Below are 21,249 nucleotides of genomic sequence, written 5' to 3' on the forward strand. Positions count from 1 at the left end.
GTCGGCGGCCACCGTGGGGCGGGGGCGGCGCGGCGGAGTCATCGACGTGTCGATGCGACATCGGCTAGTTTTTGTCTCGGCTGGTCTTGGGCTTGATTCTGGGGAGGTGTGCGGCGGTGCACACAAGCGGTGACATTTTCGTCGACGGCCAGTGGGTCGCGTCGAGCTCGCAGCACCATCTCGATGTCGTCTCGCCCAGTACCGAGGACGTGATCGGTCGGGTCCCGGACGCCAGCACCGAGGACGTGGACGCCGCGGTGGCCGCCGCGCGACGGGCGTTCGACACCGGCCCGTGGCCGCGGCTGAGCCCGGCACAGCGCGCGCAGGTGCTGGGCGAGCTGCTCGAGCAGCTGGTCAAGCGGGCGGACGAGCTCGCACAGACGATCACCGCGGAGAACGGCGTCCCGGCCGCGATGGCCCGCTCGGCGCAGGTCGACAACGGGCTGGACGTGCTGCGGTACTACACCGAGCTGGCCAGCACCTTCGAGGACGAGGCACCGCGCGAGGGGCGCTACTCCCCGGCGATCGTGCGCCACGAGCCGGTCGGCGCGGTCGCCGCGATCGTCCCGTGGAACGTGCCGTTCTTCCTGGCGATGATGAAGGTCGCCCCGGCCCTGGCCGCCGGCTGCACCATCGTGCTCAAGGCCTCTCCCGAGACGCCGCTGAACGCCTATCTCGTCGCCGAGGCCGCGGCGGCCGCGGGGCTGCCCGCCGGGGTGCTCAACGTGCTGGCGGCGGGGCCGCGCTCCAGCGAGTATCTGGTGACGCACCCGGGGATCGACAAGGTCGCGTTCACCGGCAGCACGGCGGTGGGCCGCCGCATCGCGTCCCTGGCCGGCGGCCAGCTCAAGCGGGTCACCCTCGAGCTCGGCGGCAAGTCCGCGGCGATCGTGCTGCCCGACGCGGATCTCGCGAACGCGATGGCGCGTCTGGTCACGATGAGCCTGTTCCAGAGCGGGCAGTTCTGCGTCGCCCAGTCGCGGATCGTCGTCCCCGTCGACCGCTACGACGAGGCCGTGGAGATCTTCGCCGCGAAGGTCAGCGGCCTGAAGGTCGGCGACCCGACCGAACCCACCACGTTCATCGGTCCGCTGATCAGCGACCGTCAGCGGGCCCGGGTCCTCGACTACATCGACATCGGACGTGACGAGGGCGCGACCCTGGTCACCGGCGGTGGCCGTCCGTCCCACCTAGAGCGCGGCTACTACGTCGAACCGACGGTGTTCCGCGACGTCGACCCGGGCATGCGGATCGCCCAGGAGGAGATCTTCGGCCCGGTCGTCGCCTTCCTGCCCTACCGGGACGTCGACGAGGCCGTGACCATCGCGAACTCCACCGAGTTCGGACTGTACGGCACGGTGTGGACCGAGGACCTCGACCGCGGTGTGGAGGTCGGACGGCGTATCCGCACCGGCACCTTCGGGGTGAACGGCATCTCGCTCGACCCGGCGGCGCCGTTCGGCGGTGTGAAGCAGTCCGGTCTCGGCCGGGAACTCGGCCCGGAGGGGCTCGCCTCCTACCTCGAACCGAAGACGATCACCCTGCCGGCCAGTGCCCGAGGCTGAGCCGGCCGTCGCGCCCGTCCTGCTGGACGCGGGGCGCTACTCGGTGTCGGGGCTGCTGGCCGAGGTGGCGCAGCCCCGCGGGACGATCGTCGCGCTGCACGGCGGGGGGATGAACGCCGGCTACTTCCACGGCGGGGCGGCACCGGAGCTGTCCCTGCTGACGATCGGCGCCGCCGCCGGCTGGAACGTGCTGGCCCTGGACCGTCCCGGCTACCGGGCCAGCGCCGCCCTGGCCGGGGCCGACCAGAACTTCGCCGCCCAGGCCGGCATCGCCCGCGCCGCCCTCGCCGACTTCGCGGCCACGCACACCGTCGGCGCGGGCTTCGTCCTGGTCGCCCACTCCAACGGCTTCAAACTGGCCATCCACATCGCCGCCCAGACCCCGCAGGCCGCGGGGGCCGCCGAGGCCGGCAGCGGTGCGCTGCTCGGGCTGGAGGGGTCCGGGGTCGGCCTGCACTACCAGCCGCAGCGCTACGGCATCCACCCGGATGTCCCACCGCCGGCGACAGTGGCCGAGGCGATCGAGGTGTTCTGGGGGGCGTCCGAGCTGTATCCCGCCGACACGCTGCGGGGACGGCGCGGTTTTCTCGAGCCGTCCGCCAAAGGGGAGAGCGCGGAGATCCACACCTGGCCGCCGTCGTTTCCGTCGCTGGCGCACCGCATCCGCGTGCCGGTGCGGATCACCATGGCCGAGTACGAACAGTGGTGGACCAGTGACGAGGGGGAGCTGGCCGCGATCGGTCGGCTGTTCACCGCGGCGCCGACGGTCGAGACCTGCCTGCTGGCCGATGCCAGCCACAACATCAGCCTCGGCTGGGCGGCCCGCCCCTACCACCTGGCGGCTCTCGCCTTCGCCGAACGTTGTCGGCTGCGCGCGACCCTCGCCGCCGCCGCGGCCGGCGACGAGGCGGCCAGCCCGCCTCAGCCACGGCAGCGTGGCAGGTTGTCGGGGGTGTAGCAGGGCTGGTCGTCGTCGGTGGTGAGGTCGCTGCGGCCGGGGCCGGTGATCAGATAGCTGAGGAAGGCGTCGGCGAGGCTGCCCGGCACCGGCCTGCCGTCGGTGTAGGCGTACTCGATCTCGGTGAAGCGATACCCACTGTCATGGATGGACGGCGCGTGGCCGTCGATCGACACCGGGTGCACGTTGGGTGTGTTCCGCGCCGCCCGCAGGTCGACGTACCCGACCGCGCCCGGCAGCGCCGCCACCCGGCCCGCGATCTCCGCGCTGCTCGCCAACTGGCAGTACACCGCCTGCCCGCCGGCCGCACCATCACCGAGGCAGCCACCGGGTGAACTGGTGGCCGGCTCCGCGTCGCCGCGCAGGAACAACGCGTCGAAGGCCTGCCGGGTGCCCGAATCGCCGGTGCGACTCAGGGCGGCCACCGGCACGGGATCGCGAGGGCTGATCCGGCTCCAGTCGGTGATCCGCCCGGCCGGGTCGGCGGTGTAGAGCGCGCGGATCTGCCCGGAGGTCAGGTTCGACACCGCCAGATGGTTGTTGACCACCAGCGCGAACACGGACAGGGCAGCGGCCTGCCCCCACAGCCGGGGGCTCGCACCGGTCTGCACCCGCCCGTCGGAGAAGGCGATCAGATCGGTGCGCGGTTCGCGTCCCGCGGTCAGCTTGCGCAGACCGGCCTCGCTGCCCCGGGCGTCCATGACGATCGTCGCACCGGGGCAGTCACGCTGGTAACGGTCGGCGGCCGCCCGCGCGATCGGCGCGAACGCCGTGGACCCGGCGATCGTCAGCCGCCCGCCCACACAGCCGACCCGGGTGCGCCCACCGTCACCCGGGATGAGGATGATCGCCGCCAGCGCCACCACACACGCGGTGAGCATCACCATGATCAGACGGGCCGGCCGGCTGAACCGCTGGGGCTTGTCGTCCACCGAGACGCTCTCGGTCTCGACGATGCCGCCGTCGCGGATACCGCCGCGCACGTGCAGATCGCTGCCGGCGCCGCCGCCGCTGAGCAGGATCAGCAGCTTGTAGTGCTGGCCGGGGTTCAGCGGCACACGCGGCAGCTGGAGCAGGTTGTCGCCGTAGCGGAGGCTGTCCGGGGCGGAGAAGTGGCCGAGCAGATGCAGCTCGTCGGGATCGGGGATGACCACGACGCTGCGCACGGTGAGGTCGGCGACATCCACGGTCAGGCCGTGCGGGCCGTTGTTGGTGTAATCGGACTCGCTGATGCTCTGCGCGCCGTAGTTCTCGATCCGCAGCAGGACGAGCGTGGCGTCGGAGATCCCGGGCAGGTTCGTGAACTGGCCGAAGACAGCCTGGCCGCGCCCACCCCGGCTGCCCCCACCGAGCCGGATCGCCATCTGCACCCGGTACCCGAGCTGCCGGCGACGGGGGCGCCGCTCGTACCAGACCGCCGCGACCGACGTGCCCACACCCAGCACCGCGGTGAGCACGGCGACGACGTTGCTGGTGCTCCACCAGTCAGCCACGGTCCTCCTCGACCACGATCCCCCCGTGCACCTCGCCGGCCCTGAACCTCGCCCAGCGCGAACCTGGGCAGAGGCACCCAGATCGTCGATTTCTGCTGAGGCTACGGCCGATGTCCGACAGTTCGCCGCCCTGCTGCGGTCGATCGCCACTTCTTCGCCGACGCTTTCCCGTCCGTTCACCGTCGTCCTCGGCGCGTCGGTGGGTCGGTGGATGCGGTCCGGGCATCCGAGGCGACCTCAGATCGAGGCCAGCTGCGCGGGTGCGTCGGCCTGGGGTCGAAACAGTTCTGAACAGGCGTTTCGGTAGCAGGTCCGACGTGGGTGGGATCCGCTTGCGTCGTGGTGCGGCTACTGTGCGGCCATGGTCTGGAACCGGCGCGGGAACACCGACGGCGGGGCGTCGTCCGGTCGCGGCGGCACGAAGCGCGGTGGCAGCCCGCCGGTGGTCCGCGACGACGGCGACCGGCACCGGCGTAAGGCCGGCGGGGACACCGGGGACCGTCCCGTCGAGTTCGGCGACTGTTCGACCTGCAACGGCAAGGGCGAAATCGAGTCCGGACGCCAGGAGGTCGACGAGGACGGCCGTTTCCTCGGCAACGCGGTCGTGCGATGCCTGGTCTGCGATGGCACCGGGCGGGTGGGCACCTGATGGGCGTCGGCGGCCGGCCCGGCCGTGGTCGCCGCGGCGGCGGCCGTCTGGTCCCGATGATCAGCGTGACGGCCTGCCGGGAGTGCCGCCGGGCCCGCGGCGCGGCGCTCGCCGGAGTCCGCGGCGCCCGCCCCTCGCCCCGCGACGGCTCCGGTCACTGCCCGCATGGTCTGGTCGACCGCACCGTCTGGGCGCAGGGCGAAGGCCCCGGCTCCGCACCCCCGGAGGACCCCACCACCCCCGGTGATCGCCGCCGCGGCCCCGTCTGACCGACCCGTCCGTCCACGGTCCGGCCTCGGACGGGTCCGGCGTCGAAGGGTCCGGCGTCGAAGCCTGGTCGACGGGCCCGACGAGAACCGGGGTCAGCGACCAGGCTCCGCGGCCAGGATGGCGGTGGCGACCAGGCGGCGCCAGGCCAGGGCGCGCGGAGCGGCCCGTGGTCACGGCACAGCGTGGGGACGGGGACAGGGGTGGCGGAGGTCGGGGCGGCGCTGGAGCGGTGGCAGGTGCAGGTGTACCTGGCCGCGATCGGGCTCGGCGTGCTGGTGGGGCTGGTGTCGCCGGGGGTCGGGTCGGGGCTGGAGCAGGCGGTGAATCCGCTGATCGCGGCGCTGCTGTTCGTCACGTTCCGGCAGGTGCCGGCGGTGGAACTGCGGCGGTCGTGGCGGGACGGGCGGTTCGTGGCGGCGGTGCTGGTGGTGAACTTCGTCGTGGTGCCCGTGGTGGTCGAAGCCCTCCTGCCGCTGCTGCCGGACGACCGGGCGCTGCGCCTGGGCGTGCTGCTGGTGCTGCTGTGCCCGTGCGTGGACTGGGTGGTGGTGTTCGGTGGGCTGGGCGGTGCACGGCGGGTACAGCTGCTCGCGGTGACGCCGCTGCTGCTGGTCACGCAGCTGGTGCTGCTGCCGGGCTATCTGAGGGTCCTTTTTGGCCCCGAGCTCGGGGACGTGGTGCGGGTCGGACCGTTCCTGTCGGCCTTCGCGTGGTTGATCGCCGTCCCGCTGCTGCTGGCGTGGCTGGTGCAGGCGGAGGTGGCTCGCCGTCCGCGTGGCTGGTTCGCGGCCGCGGCGGCCGGTACGGACGTGGCGATGGTGCCACTGCTGGCCGCGACCCTTCTCGCGGTGATCACCTCGCAGCTGCCCCGGCTCCGCGACGGTGGTGGTGGCGACGGTGGTGGCGTGGCTGGGCTGGGGGAGGTGGCTCGGCTGGTGCCGTCCTACCTGCTGTTCGCCGTGGTGATGGTCGGCGCGGGGGTGGTGGTGGCCCGACTGTTCGGCCTGGACGCGCCAGCCGGACGGGGGGTGGTGTTCAGCGGCACCGCCCGCAACTCCCTCGTCGTGCTGCCGCTGGCCCTCGCCCTACCGGACGAACTCGCCGTGGCGGCGGTGGCCGTGGTCACCCAGACGCTGGTGGAGATCCTGACCATGGTCGTCTGTGTCCGCGTCGTCGGCCGGCTGCTGGTGGACGACGCGGACGGTGTTCCGCGCGACACCTAGCCCGTCGACCAGGGTGTTCCGCGGAACACTTCGGGCGCGGTCAGCCGAGGACGGCGGGGCGTAGTACCTGCTCGCACCACCGGCGGAAGGTGGTGGGGCTGGTGGAGGCGGGCGTGCGCGGCTCACCGTTGTCGAGTCCGTCGTTCTTGGCCGTCATCATCTCGACCAGGCCGCGGGCCATCGCCGCCGACCAGCCGGCGCCGACCAGGCCGTCGTACTGCTCCTGGACGCTGATCCGCTGGTAGCGGATGGGGCGGCCGAACACGTCCGACATGATGTCGGCCAGCTCGTGGCCGGTCAGGTCCTGCGGGCCGAGGACGGCGACGCTGCCCTGGCCGGTCCAGGTGTCCTCGCGTAGCAGGTCGGCGGCGCGAGCGGCGATGTCGCCGGTGGCGCAGGTGGGGGAGCGCAGATCACCGTTCGCGGTGGAGGCGATCACGCCCTGGTCGCGGATCGCGGTGATCTGGCGCAGCCAGTTGTCCATGAAGGTGGGCAGGGCCAGCGCGCGCTGCGCGACGCCGGTGGCGGCGATCATGTCCTCCATCGCCAGCGACGCGGTCACCAGGCCCGCCCGGTCGGCCACCGGCGTGCCACGGCCGAGCGCGGAGACGGTGACGACCCGGCGTACCCCCGAGTCGCGGATCGCCGCGGCGGCCGGTCGGGTGAACTCCAGGTAGGCGTCCTCGAGGGTGGCGGCGGTGAGCACCGGCGGTGCCAGCCAGAACACGGTGTCGGCGCCGACGAAGGCCTTCGCGACCACGTCCGGTTCGCCGTGCGAGCCCACCACCACCTCGGCGCGCTCCCGTACCAGCGTGGGCAGCGCGTCGGGGCGCCGGGCGATGACGCGGATGGCCGTGCCGCCACCGTCGGCGCGGCCAACAGCGCCGCGGTCAGTGCCGCCGTCGGCGTCGGCGTCGGCGTCGGGGAGCAGGTGGGTCAGCAGTTGGCGGCCGATGCGGCTGGTCGGCGCGGTGACAACAATCATGATCTGGTTTCTCCAGGGAATGCGGCTGATGTAGCGAGGCGGCTGTGCGATATCAGCCGGGCGGCCCGACAGTCGGTGGTCGGACAGGCCCCAGTCAAAGTGATCCGCCGGGAACAGTGAAGGACCGAATCGGTCCGGATTGATATCGTGCGGGTATGAGTGCGCCGGAGTGGTCGGGTGCGGAACTGGAGGTGCGCGAGCTGCGGTATTTCGTGGCCGTCGCCGAAGAACTGCATTTCGGCCGGGCCGCCGAGCGGCTCGCGATGGCGCAGCCGCCGTTGTCCCGGGCGATTCGTGAGCTGGAGCGGCGGCTCGGGGCTCGGCTGCTGGAACGCACCACCCGCCGGGTCGAACTCACGCCGGCCGGCCAGGTGCTGTTGCGTGACGCCCGCGTCGCCCTGGAGGCGGTGACCGCCGCCGCCCGCCGCACCCGGCACGCGGCCCGACCGGCGCCGACGCTACGGGTCGCGCTCAAGGCCGACTACGACGCGGGCATGCTGCCCGCCATCCTCGCCGCCTACCGCGAGCAGGAGACGACGATCGAGGTGGAGTTGCTGCTCGGCGGGTTGGGCGAACAGGAGCGGGCGCTGCGCGACGGTCGGGCCGATGTCGCGTTGCTGCCGACCCCGGCCGAACCCCGCGGTCTGGAACTCGAACCGGTCCTGATCGAGCCGCGGCTGGTGGCACTCGCCGCCGGCGACGAGCTGGCCACGCGTGCCACGCTGAGCCTGGCCGATCTGCGTGGGCGGCTTCTGCCCACCGAACTGCCGGCGGCATCGACGCCCCGGGATCTGGCCCAGATCTTCATGCTCGTCGAGCTCGGCACCATCATCTGGTATCCGCCGATGTCCCTGGCGCAGCGGCATCCACGGCCCGGCCTGGTCTATCGGCACGTCACCGACCTGGCGCCGGCCACCCTGTGCGTGGCCTGGCCAAGCGAATGCCGTTCGTCCGCCGTCGCCGCCTTCGTCCGCGCCACCAGCGGCGTGGCCGCGGCCAGGGCCCGCGAAGGAGCTCCGCAGCGCACGGATCCCTCGGGCGGCACCGGTACGGCCGGTCCCGGAGGCGCGGTGGGCGGGTCGGTGCCGCTGCCGGCCACCGCGGGGGCGTAGCGGCGTCCGACGCCTGGCATCCGGCCGACGGCTGACAGCCGCTGGTCGATGGGATTCGGCTATCGCCCCCGCGAGGCCGTCGAATTGCCGGTAGTGGGATTCACCCGCCGTTTTATCCGGGTGTCGGGGTTGATTCATGTCGGATGCAACAATGACGTCATCCAGCGCGGCGGCGGGGATGACCGGGTAATCGGCCCGGTCACGTCGTCGTCCACGTTCTACGCACCACGGGGAGATGCGCAGATGACCGCTTCCACGCCCGCACCGGCACCGCCGACCGCACCGGCACCGCCGACCGCACCGGCACCGCGGGCCTCGGTCGTCCCGGATACCGGCGGGTGGGAGTACAGCGGGGTGATGTCCGCACTGGCGCTGGGACGACAGCCGAATCCGTATCCCTGCTACCAGGTGGTCCGCGAGCGCGGGGTGTTTCTGCCCGGGGAGATCGCCGGCGGGCGGGTCACCCTGGTCACCGGGCACGCGCAGGCGTCCGCGGCGCTGGCCCATCCGGCCGTCGGGCATGGTTACCGCGATGGTGTGAGCTACCGCGGCACCATGGAGGACGGCCTTGGCTCGCTGCTGCGCGCCGACCCGCCGGACCACGGTCGGTTGCGCCGGCTGGTCGGGCGGGCGTTCACCCCGGGGGTGGTCGCCGCCCTGGCACCGGGGATCACCGAGACCGCCGACGACCTGCTCGACGAGGCGCTCGCGCAGGGTGAGGTCGACGCGGTCACCGCGTTCACCCGGCCCCTGCCGCTGCGGGTGATGTGCCGACTGCTCGGGGTACCCGACGTCGACGAGCCCCTGTTCGGCGAGTGGGCGGACGCGCTGGCCCGCGGTCTGGACCCGCGACCGACGTTGAGCGAGCAGGAGAACGCGGCCCGCCAGTCCGCCACCGTCGGTTTCGAGGCCTACTTCCGGGACCTGCTCGCCGACCGGCGGGCCCATCCCCGCGCGGACCTGCTCAGCAGCCTCGTCGCCATCCACGACGAGGACGGCGACGCGCTGACCGAGACGGAGCTGCTGGAGCTGTGCACGCTGCTGCTCGTCGCGGGCTACGAGACCACGGTGAACCTGCTCGGCGCCAGCATCCTCGCCCTGGCCGACCATCCCGCGGCGCTCGCCGCCCTGCGCGCCGACCCGACGCTGATCGGCCCCGCCGTCGAGGAGGTGCTGCGCTACGACCCGCCGGTGCAGATCATCGGCCGCACGATCCTGGCGGACCTCGCGATCGACGGCCATGAACTCACCCGGGGTGAGGGGCTGCTGATGCTGGTCGGTGCCGCGAACCGCGACCCGGCCGCCTACGACGAGCCGGACACCTTCCGCATCGACCGGTTCACCGGGACGGGACGGGCCCGGCGCCATCTCGGTTTCGGCATCGGCATCCACTACTGCCTGGGCGCGCCCCTGGCCCGCATCGAGGCCGACCTCGCCCTGCGCGCCCTGCTGCGCCGCACGAGCGCGATCACCGTCGTCCGCGACCAGGTGACCTTTCGCGGCCAGATCGTCGTCCGCGGCGTGCGCACGCTGCCGGTGCGGCTGACGGCCTGAGCGTGGCGCCACCGCCCGCGGCCAGGCGTCCGGACGGGCCCTGGCCGCCGGCGTGCGTCCCGAACCGATCGTGATCCAGGTGGTGTGGTTGAACGGCGCACGACCCGCGGATGGCGGGTTGGTGCTGCTGGCGGCGTGTCGCGGACGGAAATTCCTATGAAGCAATCAGGAGCCGCCGCAGGGGACGCCACGTGGTCGACGATCGGCGACGATCCGGATTGCCGGTGATCGAACCGGCGGTCCGACGCGCCCGCGGAGGCAGCGCATGAGCACCACCATCCTGGATCTACCCGAACCCGGTCGAGCACCCGTCGACCTGGACCCGCAGGAATACCTCGCCGCGCTCATGCGCTGGCACTTCTCCGCGGAGACGGGCAGCCCGTTCTGGCTGCGCCGCGCCCGCGACCTCGGGTTCGACCCGATCGCCGACATCCGCACGTTCGACGATCTGCGCCTGTTCCCGAACGTCGTCGACGAGTTCCGGGACGTGCCGGTCGAGGACCTGATCCCCTGCGGGCTGACCGGCGCCGACCGGGTGATCGCCGGTGTGTACGAGTCCGGTGGGACGACCGGGCTGCCCAAGCGCTTCGTCATGTTCGACCGCTGGATGGAGTTCGCCCTGGGCTGGGACGAGGCGCACTACGCGCCGCTGGGCCAGGCGAACGTGCTCGCCGTCGCCCCGAGCGGCCCGCACATGTTCGGTGAGTTCGCCCGCCGCCGCGCCCGCCGCCAGAACGGGGTGCTGTTCTCCCTCGACCTCGACCCGCGTTGGATCAAGACGCTGCTCGGCCGCGGCGACGTCGCCGAATCCGAACGTTACGTCGAGCATCTCGTCGACCAGGCCGCGCATATCCTGCACACCCAGAACGTCGGTATTCTCATCACCACCCCGCCGCTGCTGGAACGCCTTTCCCGCCGCGACGACCTCGTCGAGGCCATCCGCAAAAACGTCCGGTACATCTGCTGGAGCGGCGCGCATCTCGACGCCGACACCCGTGACCTGTTCCGCAACGAGATCTTCCCCGGCATTCCGCTGAAAGGCCTGTACGGCAGCACCACCATTCTCGGGATGTCCCGGGAACGCGACGTCGAACGCGCCGACGGCCTCGCCGCCTTCGACCCGCCGAGCCCGTACATCGTGTTCCGGGTCGTCGACCCCGACACCGGCGACGACGTGCCCGACGAGCAGCGCGGTCAGGTCGTCATGAACCACCTCACCAGGTACGCGTTCATCCCGAACAACCTGGAACGCGACCACGCCCTGCGGATCGCACCGCCGTCCGGCACGTCCGGCACGTCCGGTGCGCTCGGCGTTTCGGTCGCCGACGTCGGCCCGGTCGCCACCTTCGCCGAGCACACCGTCATCGAAGGGGTCTACTGATGGCCGCCCGCCCCCAGCCCGAAGCACCCCTGCAGATCGATGCGCTCGGGGTGGCCGGGCCGTACCGCAGCCGCACCCGGGCGCCGCTGACCGCGGTGTCCGGGGCGCCGATCGGTGAGATCTCCCAGGCGCCGGCGCTGTTCGTGCGCCGCACCCTCGCGGCGATGCGGGCCGCGCCGGTCATACCCCGCGACGAGCGGCTGACCGCGATGGAACGGGCCGCGGACGTCTTCGCCACCGGCACCCTCGGCGGGTTCGATCCGGACGGCTACGTCGAGCTCGTCTCGACCACCTCCGGGGTGCCGAGGTCGGTCGTGCGCCAGTCCGTCGAGTGGATCACCGATGTGCTGCGCTCGCAGCGGGAGGTCCTCGACCTCGCCCGTCCGACGGGGGCCGTCGGCGACTGGCGCGACGGACGCACCCACGCGGGCGCCGCGGTGTGGGCGCGCCGCGGTGACCTGCTCGCCGTGCACGCCGCGGGCAACACCCCGGCGGTGCACGGCCTGTGGCCGGAGGCGCTCGCCCTGGGTTACAAGGTGGTCGTGCGTCCGTCGTCCCGCGAGCCGTACACGGCGTTTCGGCTGGTGGCGGCGCTACGCGCGGCCGGCTTCCCACCGGCGACGATCACGTTGCTGCCCACCGACCACAGCGTCGCCGACGTGCTCATCAGCGAGTCGGACTTCGCGATCGTCTACGGCGGGCAGGACGTCGTCGACAAGTACAGCGCCATCCCCACCGTCCTGCCCCAGGGCCCCGGACGCTCGAAGATCCTGGTCACCGCGGACGTCGACTGGCGCGACAAGGTCGACCTGATCGCCGACTCGGTCAGCCACCTCGGTGGGACGGCCTGCACCTGCACCACCGCCGTGCTCGTCGAAGGCGACCCGGCGCCGCTGGCCGAAGCCCTCGCCGAGCGCCTGGGCCGCATCCCGAGCCTGCCCGCCGACGACCCGCGGGCCATCCTCACCGTGCAACCCACCGCGTCCGTCGTCGAGATCGACCGCTACCTGCACCGGGTGGCCGGCGAGGCCCGGGCACTGCTCGGCGGCGACACCATCGTCGACGAACTACCCGGCGGCGGCGCGGTGCTGCGCCCCGCCGTGCACCTCGTCGACACGGCCACCGCCCCCCAGCTCGGCGTCGAGCTGCCGTTTCCCTGCGTGTGGGTCGGCCCGTGGCAGCCCTCCGACGGCCTCGCCCCGCTGCGTGACACCCTCGTCCTGACCGCCATGACCACCCGCGGCGAGCTGATCGACGCCCTGCTGGACGAGCCGTCCATCACCAACGTCTACGTCGGCGACCACCCGACGACCTGGCTACGCCCCGGCGTCCCCCACGACGGCTACCTCGCCGACGTGCTGATGCGCACCAAGGGCATGATCCGCTCGGCGTGACCCATGTGATCCCACCGCACCGTCAGCCCCGCACACCGGTGACCCGGCCCGGCATCTGTGTCACCTGTGCGATCATGCGCCATTGGTGCTCACCGTACCAGTATGGTCACGCTCCGGCCGGTGTGCCGGTTACCGCCATGCCCGGATGGGACGCGGGGCGGTCCTGCAGCGCCGGATTGCGGCCGGATCACTGCCAAAGTCATGGCATGCCGAGGGAAAATCGGGGAATTCGGCCTCGAAATTCCGAACAACCCTCGGCGTGTGGCCGAATAACCCTCGGCGTCCGGCCGCCGCCCGGTTTCCCGGCCGCCGAGGGCCGTCCGCCGTCTGCTGTCCGCCGTCAGTGGTCGGCCATCGGTGATCGGCCATCGGTGATCGGCCGTGAGCGGTCGGCGGTCTGCCGTCAGTGGTCGGCCGTCCGCCGTCGGCCGTCCGCCGTCGGCCGTCAGTGGTCGGCGGGTCAGCGGGGGAGGGACTGCCAGAAGGCGCAGTGGTGTTCGGCGGCGAGGTCGACGGTGTGGATGCCGGTGGGAGCCAGTTGGAGGGTCGGGCCGGTGGTGTTGGTGAGCCGCGGCCAGGTGGGCTGGCCCGCGGCGGTGGGAGCGCCGGTGCGGGCGAAGCTCGTCCAGTAGTCGATCATGGTGTTGGCCAGGGTGGTCTGCGCGTCGGCGCCGAGGTGGTTGTGACCACCCAGGTCGAACAGGTACGGAAGGTCGGTGGCGTGAGCGGCGCCGGGATCGAAGTCCGGCGATCCGACGCCGTTGATGTCGGTGGGGTGCGGATCGGCGAACTCGGCGCTGAACACCGTGGAACCGTGCCGGGCCAGGTCGGCGTTTCCCGCGAGCATCGGGCACATCCAGGACGCGTCCGTGATCACCGTCGACCAGGCGATCGCGGCGCTGGGAAAACGCGCCAGCGGGTACTGGGCCGCGACCCGGCCGGCGTTCGCGCCGAACGCCGTCGCCAGGTCCTGCGGGTACGACGCGGCGGTGTAGGTGGGCTTCAGCTTCTCCACCCCGCCGACGAAGGCGCGCTGTTCGTCCCGGTTGCCGCTGGAAAGCACCGCGACATCGATGTTGTGCCCGTCGGCGATGGCCTTCGCCGGGTCCAGTGGCAACAGCGGCGTGCCGTAGGCGAGCACGTCCGAGAACAGGGAGGTGACCTTCGACAGATCCCCGGTGGACGCCCGCCGCAGACATGCCAGCGCCGAAGCGCCGGCACCGGTTCCCGCACCATGCGCGTCCGCGCAACCGAGGGTGCCGGCCTGGCTGAGGCCGAACCGCTCACCGTCGGCGAGGCTGACGAACGGGGTCTGCGCGGGGGTGCCGGGGAGCAGCCCGCCCTGCGGCCAGTGGACCCGGCACGCGCCGCCGGAGGACATCGCGACCCGGTTGACCAGTCCTTTTCCGGCTGGGGAGGTGAGCAGCGCGCAGGCGCTCATCGCACCGGCCGATTCGCCGAACACGGTGATGGAGTTCGGGTCGCCGCCGAAGGCCTCGGCGTTCTGTTTCGTCCAGCGGGTCGCGAGAACCTGGTCGGCGAGGCCGAAGGTGCCACTGCCCGCGAGACCCGGCAACGACAGGTAGCCGAACACGCCCAGCCGGTAGTTCACCGTCACGACCATCACATGCCCGCGGGTCGCGAGTCGGGCCGCGTCGTACACCGAACCGGAGCCGCTGGTGAATCCGCCGCCGTGCCACCACACCATCACCGGCAGTCTCTCGCCGTGCTGCCTCGTCGCCGGGGTCGTGATGTTGAGGAACAGGCAGTCCTCGGACGGAGCCGCCGCACCCGCAGCGCCGGGTGCCGGACCGGCCTGGGGGCAGCTCGCCCCGGCCCGGGTCGCCTCCACGGTGCCGGTCTGCTTCGGCGCGGGCACCGGCGTCGTCCACCGTCGCGCCCCTGTCGGGGGCTGCGCGTACCGGACGCCGAGGAACTGCCGTACCTGCCCTGTCGCCATGCCCTGGAGCCGTCCACTGGAGGTGTCGGCGGTCAGCGGTGCCGGCTCGCCCGCGGCCAGGCCCGTCGTGGACGACGGCAGGGACGCCGACCCGCCCGAGCCGGCCGACCCGTCGCCGTCCCCGCCCGCACCGCATCCCGCCGAGAGCCCCACCAGGGCCACCGCCAGCGCGGCGGCCAGCGCCCCGCGGACACAAACCCTTCGTGACCGTCGTCGGACGCAGAACTGAGCTGGATGCCGCCGCACGCGCTTCCTTCCCTCGGTCGTCATGTTCCGGGCCGTCAGCTCCCGGGTCGTCCCGCCCACGGTGGGCACGCGGCGGCCGAACGCCGTCGCCGGTCTGCCCGTCGCCCGTCGCCCGTCGCCCGTCGCCTCGGCGGCTGTCGCTGACGCAGACCTACCCAGACGTCGTCCGGTCAGTCCGGATATCGCCGTGGTCAGGCTGGTTACCACCCATCCTGGCGGAGCCGATCACCGGCCGGTGCGCGTCCGGCGGGATCGGGTATTTCTGCTCGGCGATGCACCGTTGCTTCGTACGTAGGCGGATGGTTGGAAACAGGTCGACCCGAGCGGCTATCTTCCCGGCGGCTTCGAGCCCTTTCGTCCGGGCCATCTCGGGCGGGCGTGTCGCATCTGCGGACCACCGTGACGCCGGTAGCCCAGCCACGCGTTCCATACGGATGCGACTTTGTTTCACCATGGCAACCCAAGGTATTTGTGGAGCCGCATGCGCCGGGTCGGAGAAAAATGCGAAGTGCAAAACTTCTCGGTCTTTGTGTCATCGTCGGGGTGGGTCTGGCCGGTGCGCCGGCCGCGGTGGCGGACACCAGCACCGCCGGGTCCCCCTCGATCTCGCTGTCATCCGACGGAAAGGTGCTGACCGCGGCACTGGCCTCGACGCGATTCCAGCAGGACGCGGCCCTCGACGCCTGGACACCCGCCGAGTTCGAGACGGCGGTCGCGATCGAGGGCGCGACGACCCCGGCGGACGCCGGTGCGCCGACACCACCCGAGGTCACGACGCCCGCCGCCGGGCGACCTGGTGACCTGGTGACCTGGTGACCACCCGGCTGTACGGGCCCTGGCCGCAGCACAACATGTCCCGCGACACGGTCGGGCGTCTGTTCATCCGTGACCCGGCGACGAGGGTCAGGGCCTGGTACACCGCCACGGTGGTGACCAGCCCGGGTCGCAACCTCCTCGTGACGGCGGCGCACTGCCTGTTCGGCCAGAAGGACGCGCAGATGGTGTTCGTACCCGGCTACGACCATGGTCGCGCACCGTTCGGTCTCTGGCCGGTGGTCTCCTGGTCACGCCTCGCCGCGTTCGCCGACAGCGGCCCGTCCCACTTCGACATCGGTTTCGCCACGGTCGGGAACATGTACGGCCACGAGATCGCCGACCTGGTCGGCAGCCAGGGGATCTCCTTCGGTCAGGACCGGCACCAGTTCGTGACCGTGCTCGGCTACGACCGCCAGGACGCCGGCAGCCCCCTCAGGTACTGCTCCGGCTGGACCGTGAACGGAGTACTGCTGTCCGAATCGCGGTCCACCGCGCTGATCTGCCGTCTCGTCCAGGGTTCCAGTGGCGGGCCACGCTACTCGACGCTCGATGACCGGACCGGCGCCGGAACAATATTCTCGATCAACAGTTTCGGAGTGACGGTGTATTTCGAGGACGGGAGTACCGACAGGAACGAGTACTTCTGGGGCACGTATCTGGGTGACGAGGCCTATCGGCTCTACGCGTCGGTGGCGGTGGTGGCGCCGTGACGAACACCGGGTCGCGTCACCCCCGATTCGCCGGCCTGCGCAGAGGGACGACATCCGTGCTGGCGGTGATGTTCACCACCGCCGGCTTCCTGGTCGGCGCGGGCGGCGGGGCCCCGGCCATCGCCACGGCGCGGACGTCGGAGTCGACGCCGGTTCCGTCGCCGGAGCACACCCAGACCGACAGCCCCACCCAGGTCCAGCGGTACTGGACGCCGGAGCGGATGGCCGCGGCGTCCCGCGTCCAGGTCTCCGACGCCGCCAGCGGCGGTCCCGGCGAGCCGACCGCCGCGGCCGACGCCAACGATCGGCTGGTCACCGCGTCGCCGTCCACCGACCCGGACCCGAGCGAGCCGGTCACCACGACCGTTGGTCGTGCCTGGGACGGCGCCGGCAGCACCGGCGAGCACAACGACGCCACCGGCACGGTCTCGTCAGCACCACCGGGGTCGCGTTCCTCACCACCGACGAGGGCGACCGGTGGTGTGCGGCGAGTGCTCTGGCCAGCGCCAACCACGACGTGGTCGTCACCACCGCCGACTGCGTCCGCGCCTCGGGCCCCACCGGTGCCTTCTACCAGAACTGGGCGTTCGCACCCGGATTCCACGACGGTCAGACGCCGTACGGGATCTGGCCCGCCTGCGGCCTTCAGGTGACCCCGGGATGGACCGAAGCGGAGAACGCGGCCCAGGACGTCGGCTTCGCCATCCTGAACCCCCTGGACGGCCACCATCTCACCGACGTCGTCGGCGACCAGACCCCGTGGTTCCGGGGCGACCCGTTCCCCGAACCGCCGTCCCTGACCGTCTACTCGTTCGGCTACCTCGACGGCCAGGCGACGGACGACCAGACGGCGGACGACCAGGGGACGGCGAGCGACCAGGCGAGGGCGACCGGCCTCGGCTACTGCTCGGGTGCCACGACAAACGACGGGATGGGCGAGGACCTTCGGGTCATCAGCTGCTACCGCGGTGGTAACACGACCGGCGGTCCGTGGTTTCGCAACTTCGACCGGGACACCGGCCGTGGCCACCTGTTCTGCGTGAGCAACTGGATTCCCGCGGACGATCCGTACTCGATCCGCTGCGCCCCGCTCGGCCAGTCCGCCAAGCGGATATACGAATCCGCCCAGGAAAGCTGACATTCCGCGGCACGCTCCCGTACACCCCCACCGTGACCGGGTCCGGTGGGGGTGTACGGGATTTGCCTGCGGCACCTGAGAAATGTCTGTACCATGACGAGCAGCCCACTTGTACGGCGATCGGGGACGTGGTGTGGGATGGTCTTTGGCATGCCCTATGGCGTGGTCTGTGGCGTGGAGCCATGCAACCGAATCTTTCGCGGCGGCGAGCACGAAAATCCTTACTATGATCTTTCTGGTTGTCCGGTTGTCGCCAGGGTGGAGTCCCGAGGACTGCCGCCCCGCGAAGTGCTGGCAGGCTCCGACCTTCGGGCGGCAACGCGCTCGGATTCGTGGTCCCGGAGTCTAAACTCGATGCGGCACCTGCTGGTGCTTTCCAGGGGTGCGCAACGCGGCGGTCCCAGCCGCGCTGACCAGGGTATCCGTTCCGCGGCACAGGCCGTCGCGGATGCCATCCGAACGAGACAATATCGGCGGTGGGGAACATGACGATCAGCCTGAGGGTCGAGTATGAGAAACCAGGTTCAGCGGCCGTCCTAAAGGCTGCCCGAAAGATATTTTCTGAGCAGGTGATGCTGACCATGGCAAGTGTTTCACCGGAAGTCGGAGTGCATGCGAACAGTGCGTTCTTTGCGATCGATGAGGAATTTGTGGTCTGGTTCGTCAGCGAGGCAACGACCCGGCACAGCAGAAACCTGCACGCCGACGCCCGAGTAGCCGCATCGATCTTTCTCGATACCCCTGAACACGGTGAGCAGCTCCGCGGTGTCCAGTTCTTCGGCACGGCACGGAAGGCGGCTGCTGCCGAAGTACCTGCCGGGTTGAGAACCTACCGGCAGCGCTTCCCCACCTTCGCCCAGACGCCGCAGGCACAGCGTCTTTTCCTCGACCTGGACGGCCCGTCGTTCTTCTATCGCTTCGAAGTAGCCTCGCTCACCCTCCTGGACGAACCGGCCTTCGGTCGCCGGGTCTACCTGTCGGCCACCGTCGAACGCTAGCTCGGCTCATCCTCCGCCAGATCGATCTCGGGTACGTCGACGTTGGCGAACACAGCCAGGCTGTCGGCCGGGTCGAGATTGCTGGCCAGTATTCTCAGCTCCGTCAACGGATCGATGCTCGGTGGTAAGCGACCCTGCTGGAGCAGGGCCACCCAGGAAAATGGCTGTGACTCTCCCGCGCTGACCATGGGAACCTCTCCGGGTCCGCGGGCGTCGCCCGCTGTCCGTCCAGTGTAACCCGACAGCCTGCCGCCGGACGAAAAAGAAATCATTCGAGGAAGATGGTGTCGACCGGAAAGCGTGTGCGACTCGCCCGGCTCTTCAGTCGTGGTCGGATCCTAGCCGTGCCCTTCGACGATGATCTCATCCATGGTCCGTACGGCGGGCTGGCGGACCCGGTGGAGAAGCTTCGCCAAGTGACGGACTACGTCGATGCCATCCTGGGTTTTCGGAAGCTGCACGACCTGTGTGTCGACTACGGGATACGCATCCCGTTCATCATGAACCTTACCGCCAGCACGGTTCGTGGCGAGCACACTCGAAAGGTGGCGATCGGCTCGGTCGAGGCCGCGCTGCAGACCGGCTGCGACGCGGTGGCGGTACATGTCAACTTCTCCTCCAGGTTCGAATCCTCGATGCTCGAGATACTTGGCCGGGTCGGCGAGGAGTGCGACCATGCGGGTATGCCGCTCCTGGCGATCATGTACCCGAGATCCGAACGGGCGGGTGCGGAGGATAACTATCAAGCGCTGAAGGCGGGGGATCGCGAATCGTATTCCAGCCTCCTCGCCCACTGCGTGCGGATCGCAGCCGATCTGGGTGCGGACATGATAAAGACGCAGTATTCCGGAGATCCGGAGAGCTTCCAGCCCGTGGTCGCGGCCGCCTTGGGTGTCCCGATCATTGTTGCCGGCGGGCCGAAGATCGTGCTGCAGGAGGCACTGGCGAACGCGCGGGGGGCAATCGACGCGGGGGCCGCGGGCGTGTGCTTCGGTCGAAACACCTACAATCGCACAGATGCAAGCGGATTTGCCCGCCAACTCTCCGATATCGTGCATCGTGGCGCGATGAGGCCGGCCAGCCCGGTGGTGTCGGCGACTGTCAGCCCGTCTTGAAGACCACCGACCGCCTTGTTCCGCTGCTCGGTACCGCGGCTGTCGCGCTCTTCTGGGGGACCAGCGGGGTACTCGTGAAACGAAGTTCGCTCGCGGCCACCGATATTGCCTTCATCCGTACGTCGGCCGGTGCCGCCGTCCTGCTTGCCTGGTCGACGATCCATCGGTGCCGGGGTGATCGGGCGAGCGTCGCAGCGGGCCACCGGATGCCGGCCATGCTCACCGGGCTGCTTCTTGCGGCCCACTGGCTGACCTTCACCGCGGCGCTACGGGCGGCACCGATCGGAACGGTGCTCACGGGCGTCTACCTGGCACCGGTGATGATCGCGGTGTTCGCGCGTCGTGTCTGGCAGGAACGAGTTTCCGGACGCACCGGGCTTGCCCTGCTGCTCACCGCGGTTGGAAGCCTACTGGTGCTGCGGCCAGCGGCGGCCGGAGGCTGGTCCGGACTCCTGCTCATCGGGACCGCCGCAGTGACCTACGCGGGTTTCATCCTCGGCAGTAAACGGTCTCTACGCGTGGTTGCTCCGCGGGCGCTCACCACGTTTCAGCTGGTCGTGGCAGCCATCGGACTCGTGCCCATGGTCATCGTTCTTGGCCAGCCAGCGACCCTGGTTCGGGCCTCGGCCGCGGATCTGCTGCCCGCCATCCTGCTCGGGGTCGCGTATACCGGTATCGCGCTCCTCGCGTACCTGAGCTGTCTGCACCGCCTGACGGTGACAACATCGGGCATCCTGTTGTCCCTCGAACCGATTTCCTCCTTCGTGGCGGGATGGCTGGCACTGGATGAGCGTCCTGGTGTGATAGTAGTTTTTGGGGTGATCCTCGCTCTGTGTGGCGGATCGCTCGCTCTGACGGCTCCGGAGGCCGTCGGCGAACGGCAGAGCCCGGAGGCCTCGCGGCGAGGTCCAGGCGCAGCGTCGAAAGGAAGACAATGGCAGGCAGGATCGTAGTTGTCACCGGTTCGTCCCGCGGAATCGGCCGGTCGGTCGCCATTGCCTTCGCGGCACGTGGGGACCGGGTCGTGGTGAACTCGCGATCCGATACCAGGGGAGGAGCGGAGCTTGTCAGGGAGATCGAATCCGCCGGAGGTCAGGCTGTCTATGTGCAGGCCGATGTGGGTGAGCCGAGCGCAGTGGAGTATCTGTTCGATGAGGTAAGGTCCGCGTTCGGCCCGGTGGACGTGCTGGTCAACAACGCGGGCCTGACGGTGGGAGCACCCTTTCTGGAGGCCACCGCTGAGCATTGGCTCGAGATGATTCGCGTCAACTTCCTGTCGACCGTATTCTGCGCTACTCGTGCCGCGAAGGAGATGGCCGGTCGCAACGGAGTGATCATCAATACCTCCTCGGTGCGCGGATTCGATGCCAACGGCCGTGAGGGCGTCATGGCCTATTCGGCAGCAAAGGCAGCCGTGAACAACTTCACCAGGACGCTGGCGAAGGATCTGGCACCCGAGGTCCGCGTCAACGCGGTGGCACCGGGGTTCGTCGCCACCTCATACATGGACCGAGTGACCACAGAGCAGAAGGAAGGCTGGCTGGAGGCTATTCCGCTGCGGGAGTTCATCGATCCGGCACAGATTGCCGATGCCTATCTGTTCATAGCGGACTCGCCCTATCTTACCGGCACTATTCTCTCCGCCGATGCCGGCTTCACTCTCGGGCGGGGATGACCGACCC

20 protein-coding genes are annotated in these 21,249 nt (G+C 70.6%); 16 read left to right on the forward strand and 4 right to left on the reverse strand.

Going from position 1 to position 21,249, the window contains the following annotated elements; all coding sequences use genetic code 11:
* The first annotated feature begins 116 nt into the window (after positions 1-116).
* Positions 117-1,565: an aldehyde dehydrogenase gene (locus tag MXD59_RS12965; protein ID WP_248824904.1), complete on the forward strand. Its 1,449-nt coding sequence runs from the start codon at positions 117-119 to the stop codon at positions 1,563-1,565.
* Positions 1,552-2,523 (forward strand): alpha/beta fold hydrolase, encoded by a 972-nt coding sequence (locus MXD59_RS12970; RefSeq protein WP_248824905.1) that lies wholly within the window; start codon positions 1,552-1,554, stop codon positions 2,521-2,523. The genes MXD59_RS12965 and MXD59_RS12970 overlap by 14 nt, the downstream gene beginning before the upstream one ends.
* Here the strand turns inward: MXD59_RS12970 and MXD59_RS26955 are convergent.
* On the reverse strand, positions 2,487-4,016 hold the full coding sequence (locus MXD59_RS26955; RefSeq protein WP_248824907.1) for a PstS family phosphate ABC transporter substrate-binding protein: 1,530 nt from the start codon (positions 4,014-4,016) through the stop codon (positions 2,487-2,489). The two genes, MXD59_RS12970 and MXD59_RS26955, sit on opposite strands and share 37 nt — an antisense overlap.
* A gap of 361 nt (positions 4,017-4,377) precedes the next feature.
* Here MXD59_RS26955 and MXD59_RS12980 point away from each other — a divergent pair, with 361 nt between their 5' ends.
* From MXD59_RS12980 to MXD59_RS12990, 3 genes are all read left to right on the forward strand, one after another.
* Entirely contained in the window at positions 4,378-4,665 is a 288-nt protein-coding gene (locus MXD59_RS12980) for a hypothetical protein (RefSeq protein WP_248815735.1), read from the forward strand.
* A gap of 65 nt (positions 4,666-4,730) precedes the next feature.
* Entirely contained in the window at positions 4,731-4,934 is a 204-nt protein-coding gene (locus tag MXD59_RS12985) for a hypothetical protein (protein ID WP_372512053.1), read from the forward strand.
* A gap of 201 nt (positions 4,935-5,135) precedes the next feature.
* A complete protein-coding gene (locus MXD59_RS12990) occupies positions 5,136-6,158 on the forward strand; it encodes an arsenic resistance protein (RefSeq protein WP_248824909.1) in 1,023 nt (340 codons plus the stop codon).
* 40 nt (positions 6,159-6,198) lie between these two features.
* On the opposite strand, the gene MXD59_RS12995 is transcribed toward MXD59_RS12990, so the two are convergent.
* Positions 6,199-7,143 carry an NAD(P)H-binding protein gene (locus tag MXD59_RS12995; protein ID WP_248824910.1) on the reverse strand — a complete coding sequence of 315 codons (945 nt, stop codon included), beginning with the start codon at positions 7,141-7,143 and terminating at the stop codon, positions 6,199-6,201.
* A gap of 155 nt (positions 7,144-7,298) precedes the next feature.
* Here MXD59_RS12995 and MXD59_RS13000 point away from each other — a divergent pair, with 155 nt between their 5' ends.
* From MXD59_RS13000 to MXD59_RS13015, 4 genes are all read left to right on the forward strand, one after another.
* Complete coding sequence (locus tag MXD59_RS13000) at positions 7,299-8,255, forward strand: LysR family transcriptional regulator (protein ID WP_248824911.1); 957 nt, start codon at positions 7,299-7,301, stop codon at positions 8,253-8,255.
* 243 nt (positions 8,256-8,498) lie between these two features.
* Positions 8,499-9,809, forward strand: coding sequence for a cytochrome P450 (locus MXD59_RS13005; protein WP_248824912.1), 1,311 nt, complete (start codon positions 8,499-8,501; stop codon positions 9,807-9,809).
* A gap of 265 nt (positions 9,810-10,074) precedes the next feature.
* The gene (locus MXD59_RS13010) at positions 10,075-11,190 is read left to right on the forward strand and encodes an AMP-binding protein (RefSeq protein WP_248824913.1); all 1,116 of its coding nucleotides are present in this window, start codon (positions 10,075-10,077) and stop codon (positions 11,188-11,190) included.
* On the forward strand, positions 11,190-12,584 hold the full coding sequence (locus MXD59_RS13015) for an aldehyde dehydrogenase family protein (protein WP_248824914.1): 1,395 nt from the start codon (positions 11,190-11,192) through the stop codon (positions 12,582-12,584). Before MXD59_RS13010 ends, MXD59_RS13015 begins: the two co-directional genes overlap by 1 nt.
* A 460-nt stretch (positions 12,585-13,044) precedes the next feature.
* Here MXD59_RS13015 and MXD59_RS13025 read toward each other — a convergent pair whose 3' ends face one another.
* Positions 13,045-14,697 carry a carboxylesterase/lipase family protein gene (locus MXD59_RS13025; protein WP_308301697.1) on the reverse strand — a complete coding sequence of 551 codons (1,653 nt, stop codon included), beginning with the start codon at positions 14,695-14,697 and terminating at the stop codon, positions 13,045-13,047.
* A gap of 594 nt (positions 14,698-15,291) precedes the next feature.
* Here MXD59_RS13025 and MXD59_RS13030 point away from each other — a divergent pair.
* Positions 15,292-15,606, forward strand: a complete 315-nt coding sequence (locus tag MXD59_RS13030) for a hypothetical protein (RefSeq protein ID WP_248824915.1) — start codon at positions 15,292-15,294, stop codon at positions 15,604-15,606.
* A complete protein-coding gene (locus MXD59_RS13035; RefSeq protein WP_248824916.1) occupies positions 15,603-16,316 on the forward strand; it encodes a trypsin-like serine peptidase in 714 nt (237 codons plus the stop codon). The genes MXD59_RS13030 and MXD59_RS13035 overlap by 4 nt, the downstream gene beginning before the upstream one ends.
* A 16-nt stretch (positions 16,317-16,332) precedes the next feature.
* Here the strand turns inward: MXD59_RS13035 and MXD59_RS13040 are convergent, their stop codons facing one another.
* Positions 16,333-16,830, reverse strand: coding sequence for a hypothetical protein (locus tag MXD59_RS13040; RefSeq protein WP_248824917.1), 498 nt, complete (start codon positions 16,828-16,830; stop codon positions 16,333-16,335).
* Positions 16,831-16,833: 3 nt separating this feature from the next.
* On the opposite strand from MXD59_RS13040, the gene MXD59_RS13045 reads away from it, so the two are divergent.
* The 5 genes from MXD59_RS13045 to MXD59_RS13065 all read left to right on the forward strand — a co-directional run bounded on the left by MXD59_RS13045 (position 16,834) and on the right by MXD59_RS13065 (position 21,242).
* Positions 16,834-17,454, forward strand: coding sequence for a trypsin-like serine peptidase (locus MXD59_RS13045; protein ID WP_248824918.1), 621 nt, complete (start codon positions 16,834-16,836; stop codon positions 17,452-17,454).
* Between the two features lie 485 nt (positions 17,455-17,939).
* Positions 17,940-18,452, forward strand: a complete 513-nt coding sequence (locus MXD59_RS13050; RefSeq protein ID WP_248824919.1) for a pyridoxamine 5'-phosphate oxidase family protein — start codon at positions 17,940-17,942, stop codon at positions 18,450-18,452.
* A gap of 344 nt (positions 18,453-18,796) precedes the next feature.
* Positions 18,797-19,567, forward strand: a complete 771-nt coding sequence (locus MXD59_RS13055; protein ID WP_248824920.1) for a beta/alpha barrel domain-containing protein — start codon at positions 18,797-18,799, stop codon at positions 19,565-19,567.
* Positions 19,564-20,520, forward strand: a complete 957-nt coding sequence (locus tag MXD59_RS13060; protein WP_248824921.1) for a DMT family transporter — start codon at positions 19,564-19,566, stop codon at positions 20,518-20,520. Before MXD59_RS13055 ends, MXD59_RS13060 begins: the two co-directional genes overlap by 4 nt.
* A complete protein-coding gene (locus tag MXD59_RS13065) occupies positions 20,502-21,242 on the forward strand; it encodes an SDR family NAD(P)-dependent oxidoreductase (RefSeq protein WP_248824922.1) in 741 nt (246 codons plus the stop codon). The genes MXD59_RS13060 and MXD59_RS13065 overlap by 19 nt, the downstream gene beginning before the upstream one ends.
* Positions 21,243-21,249: the final 7 nt, after the last annotated feature.

Origin of the sequence: Frankia umida, from assembly GCF_023242945.1 — a bacterium.
In the GTDB taxonomy this organism is placed as follows: Bacteria; Actinomycetota; Actinomycetes; order Frankiales; family Frankiaceae; genus Frankia; species Frankia umida.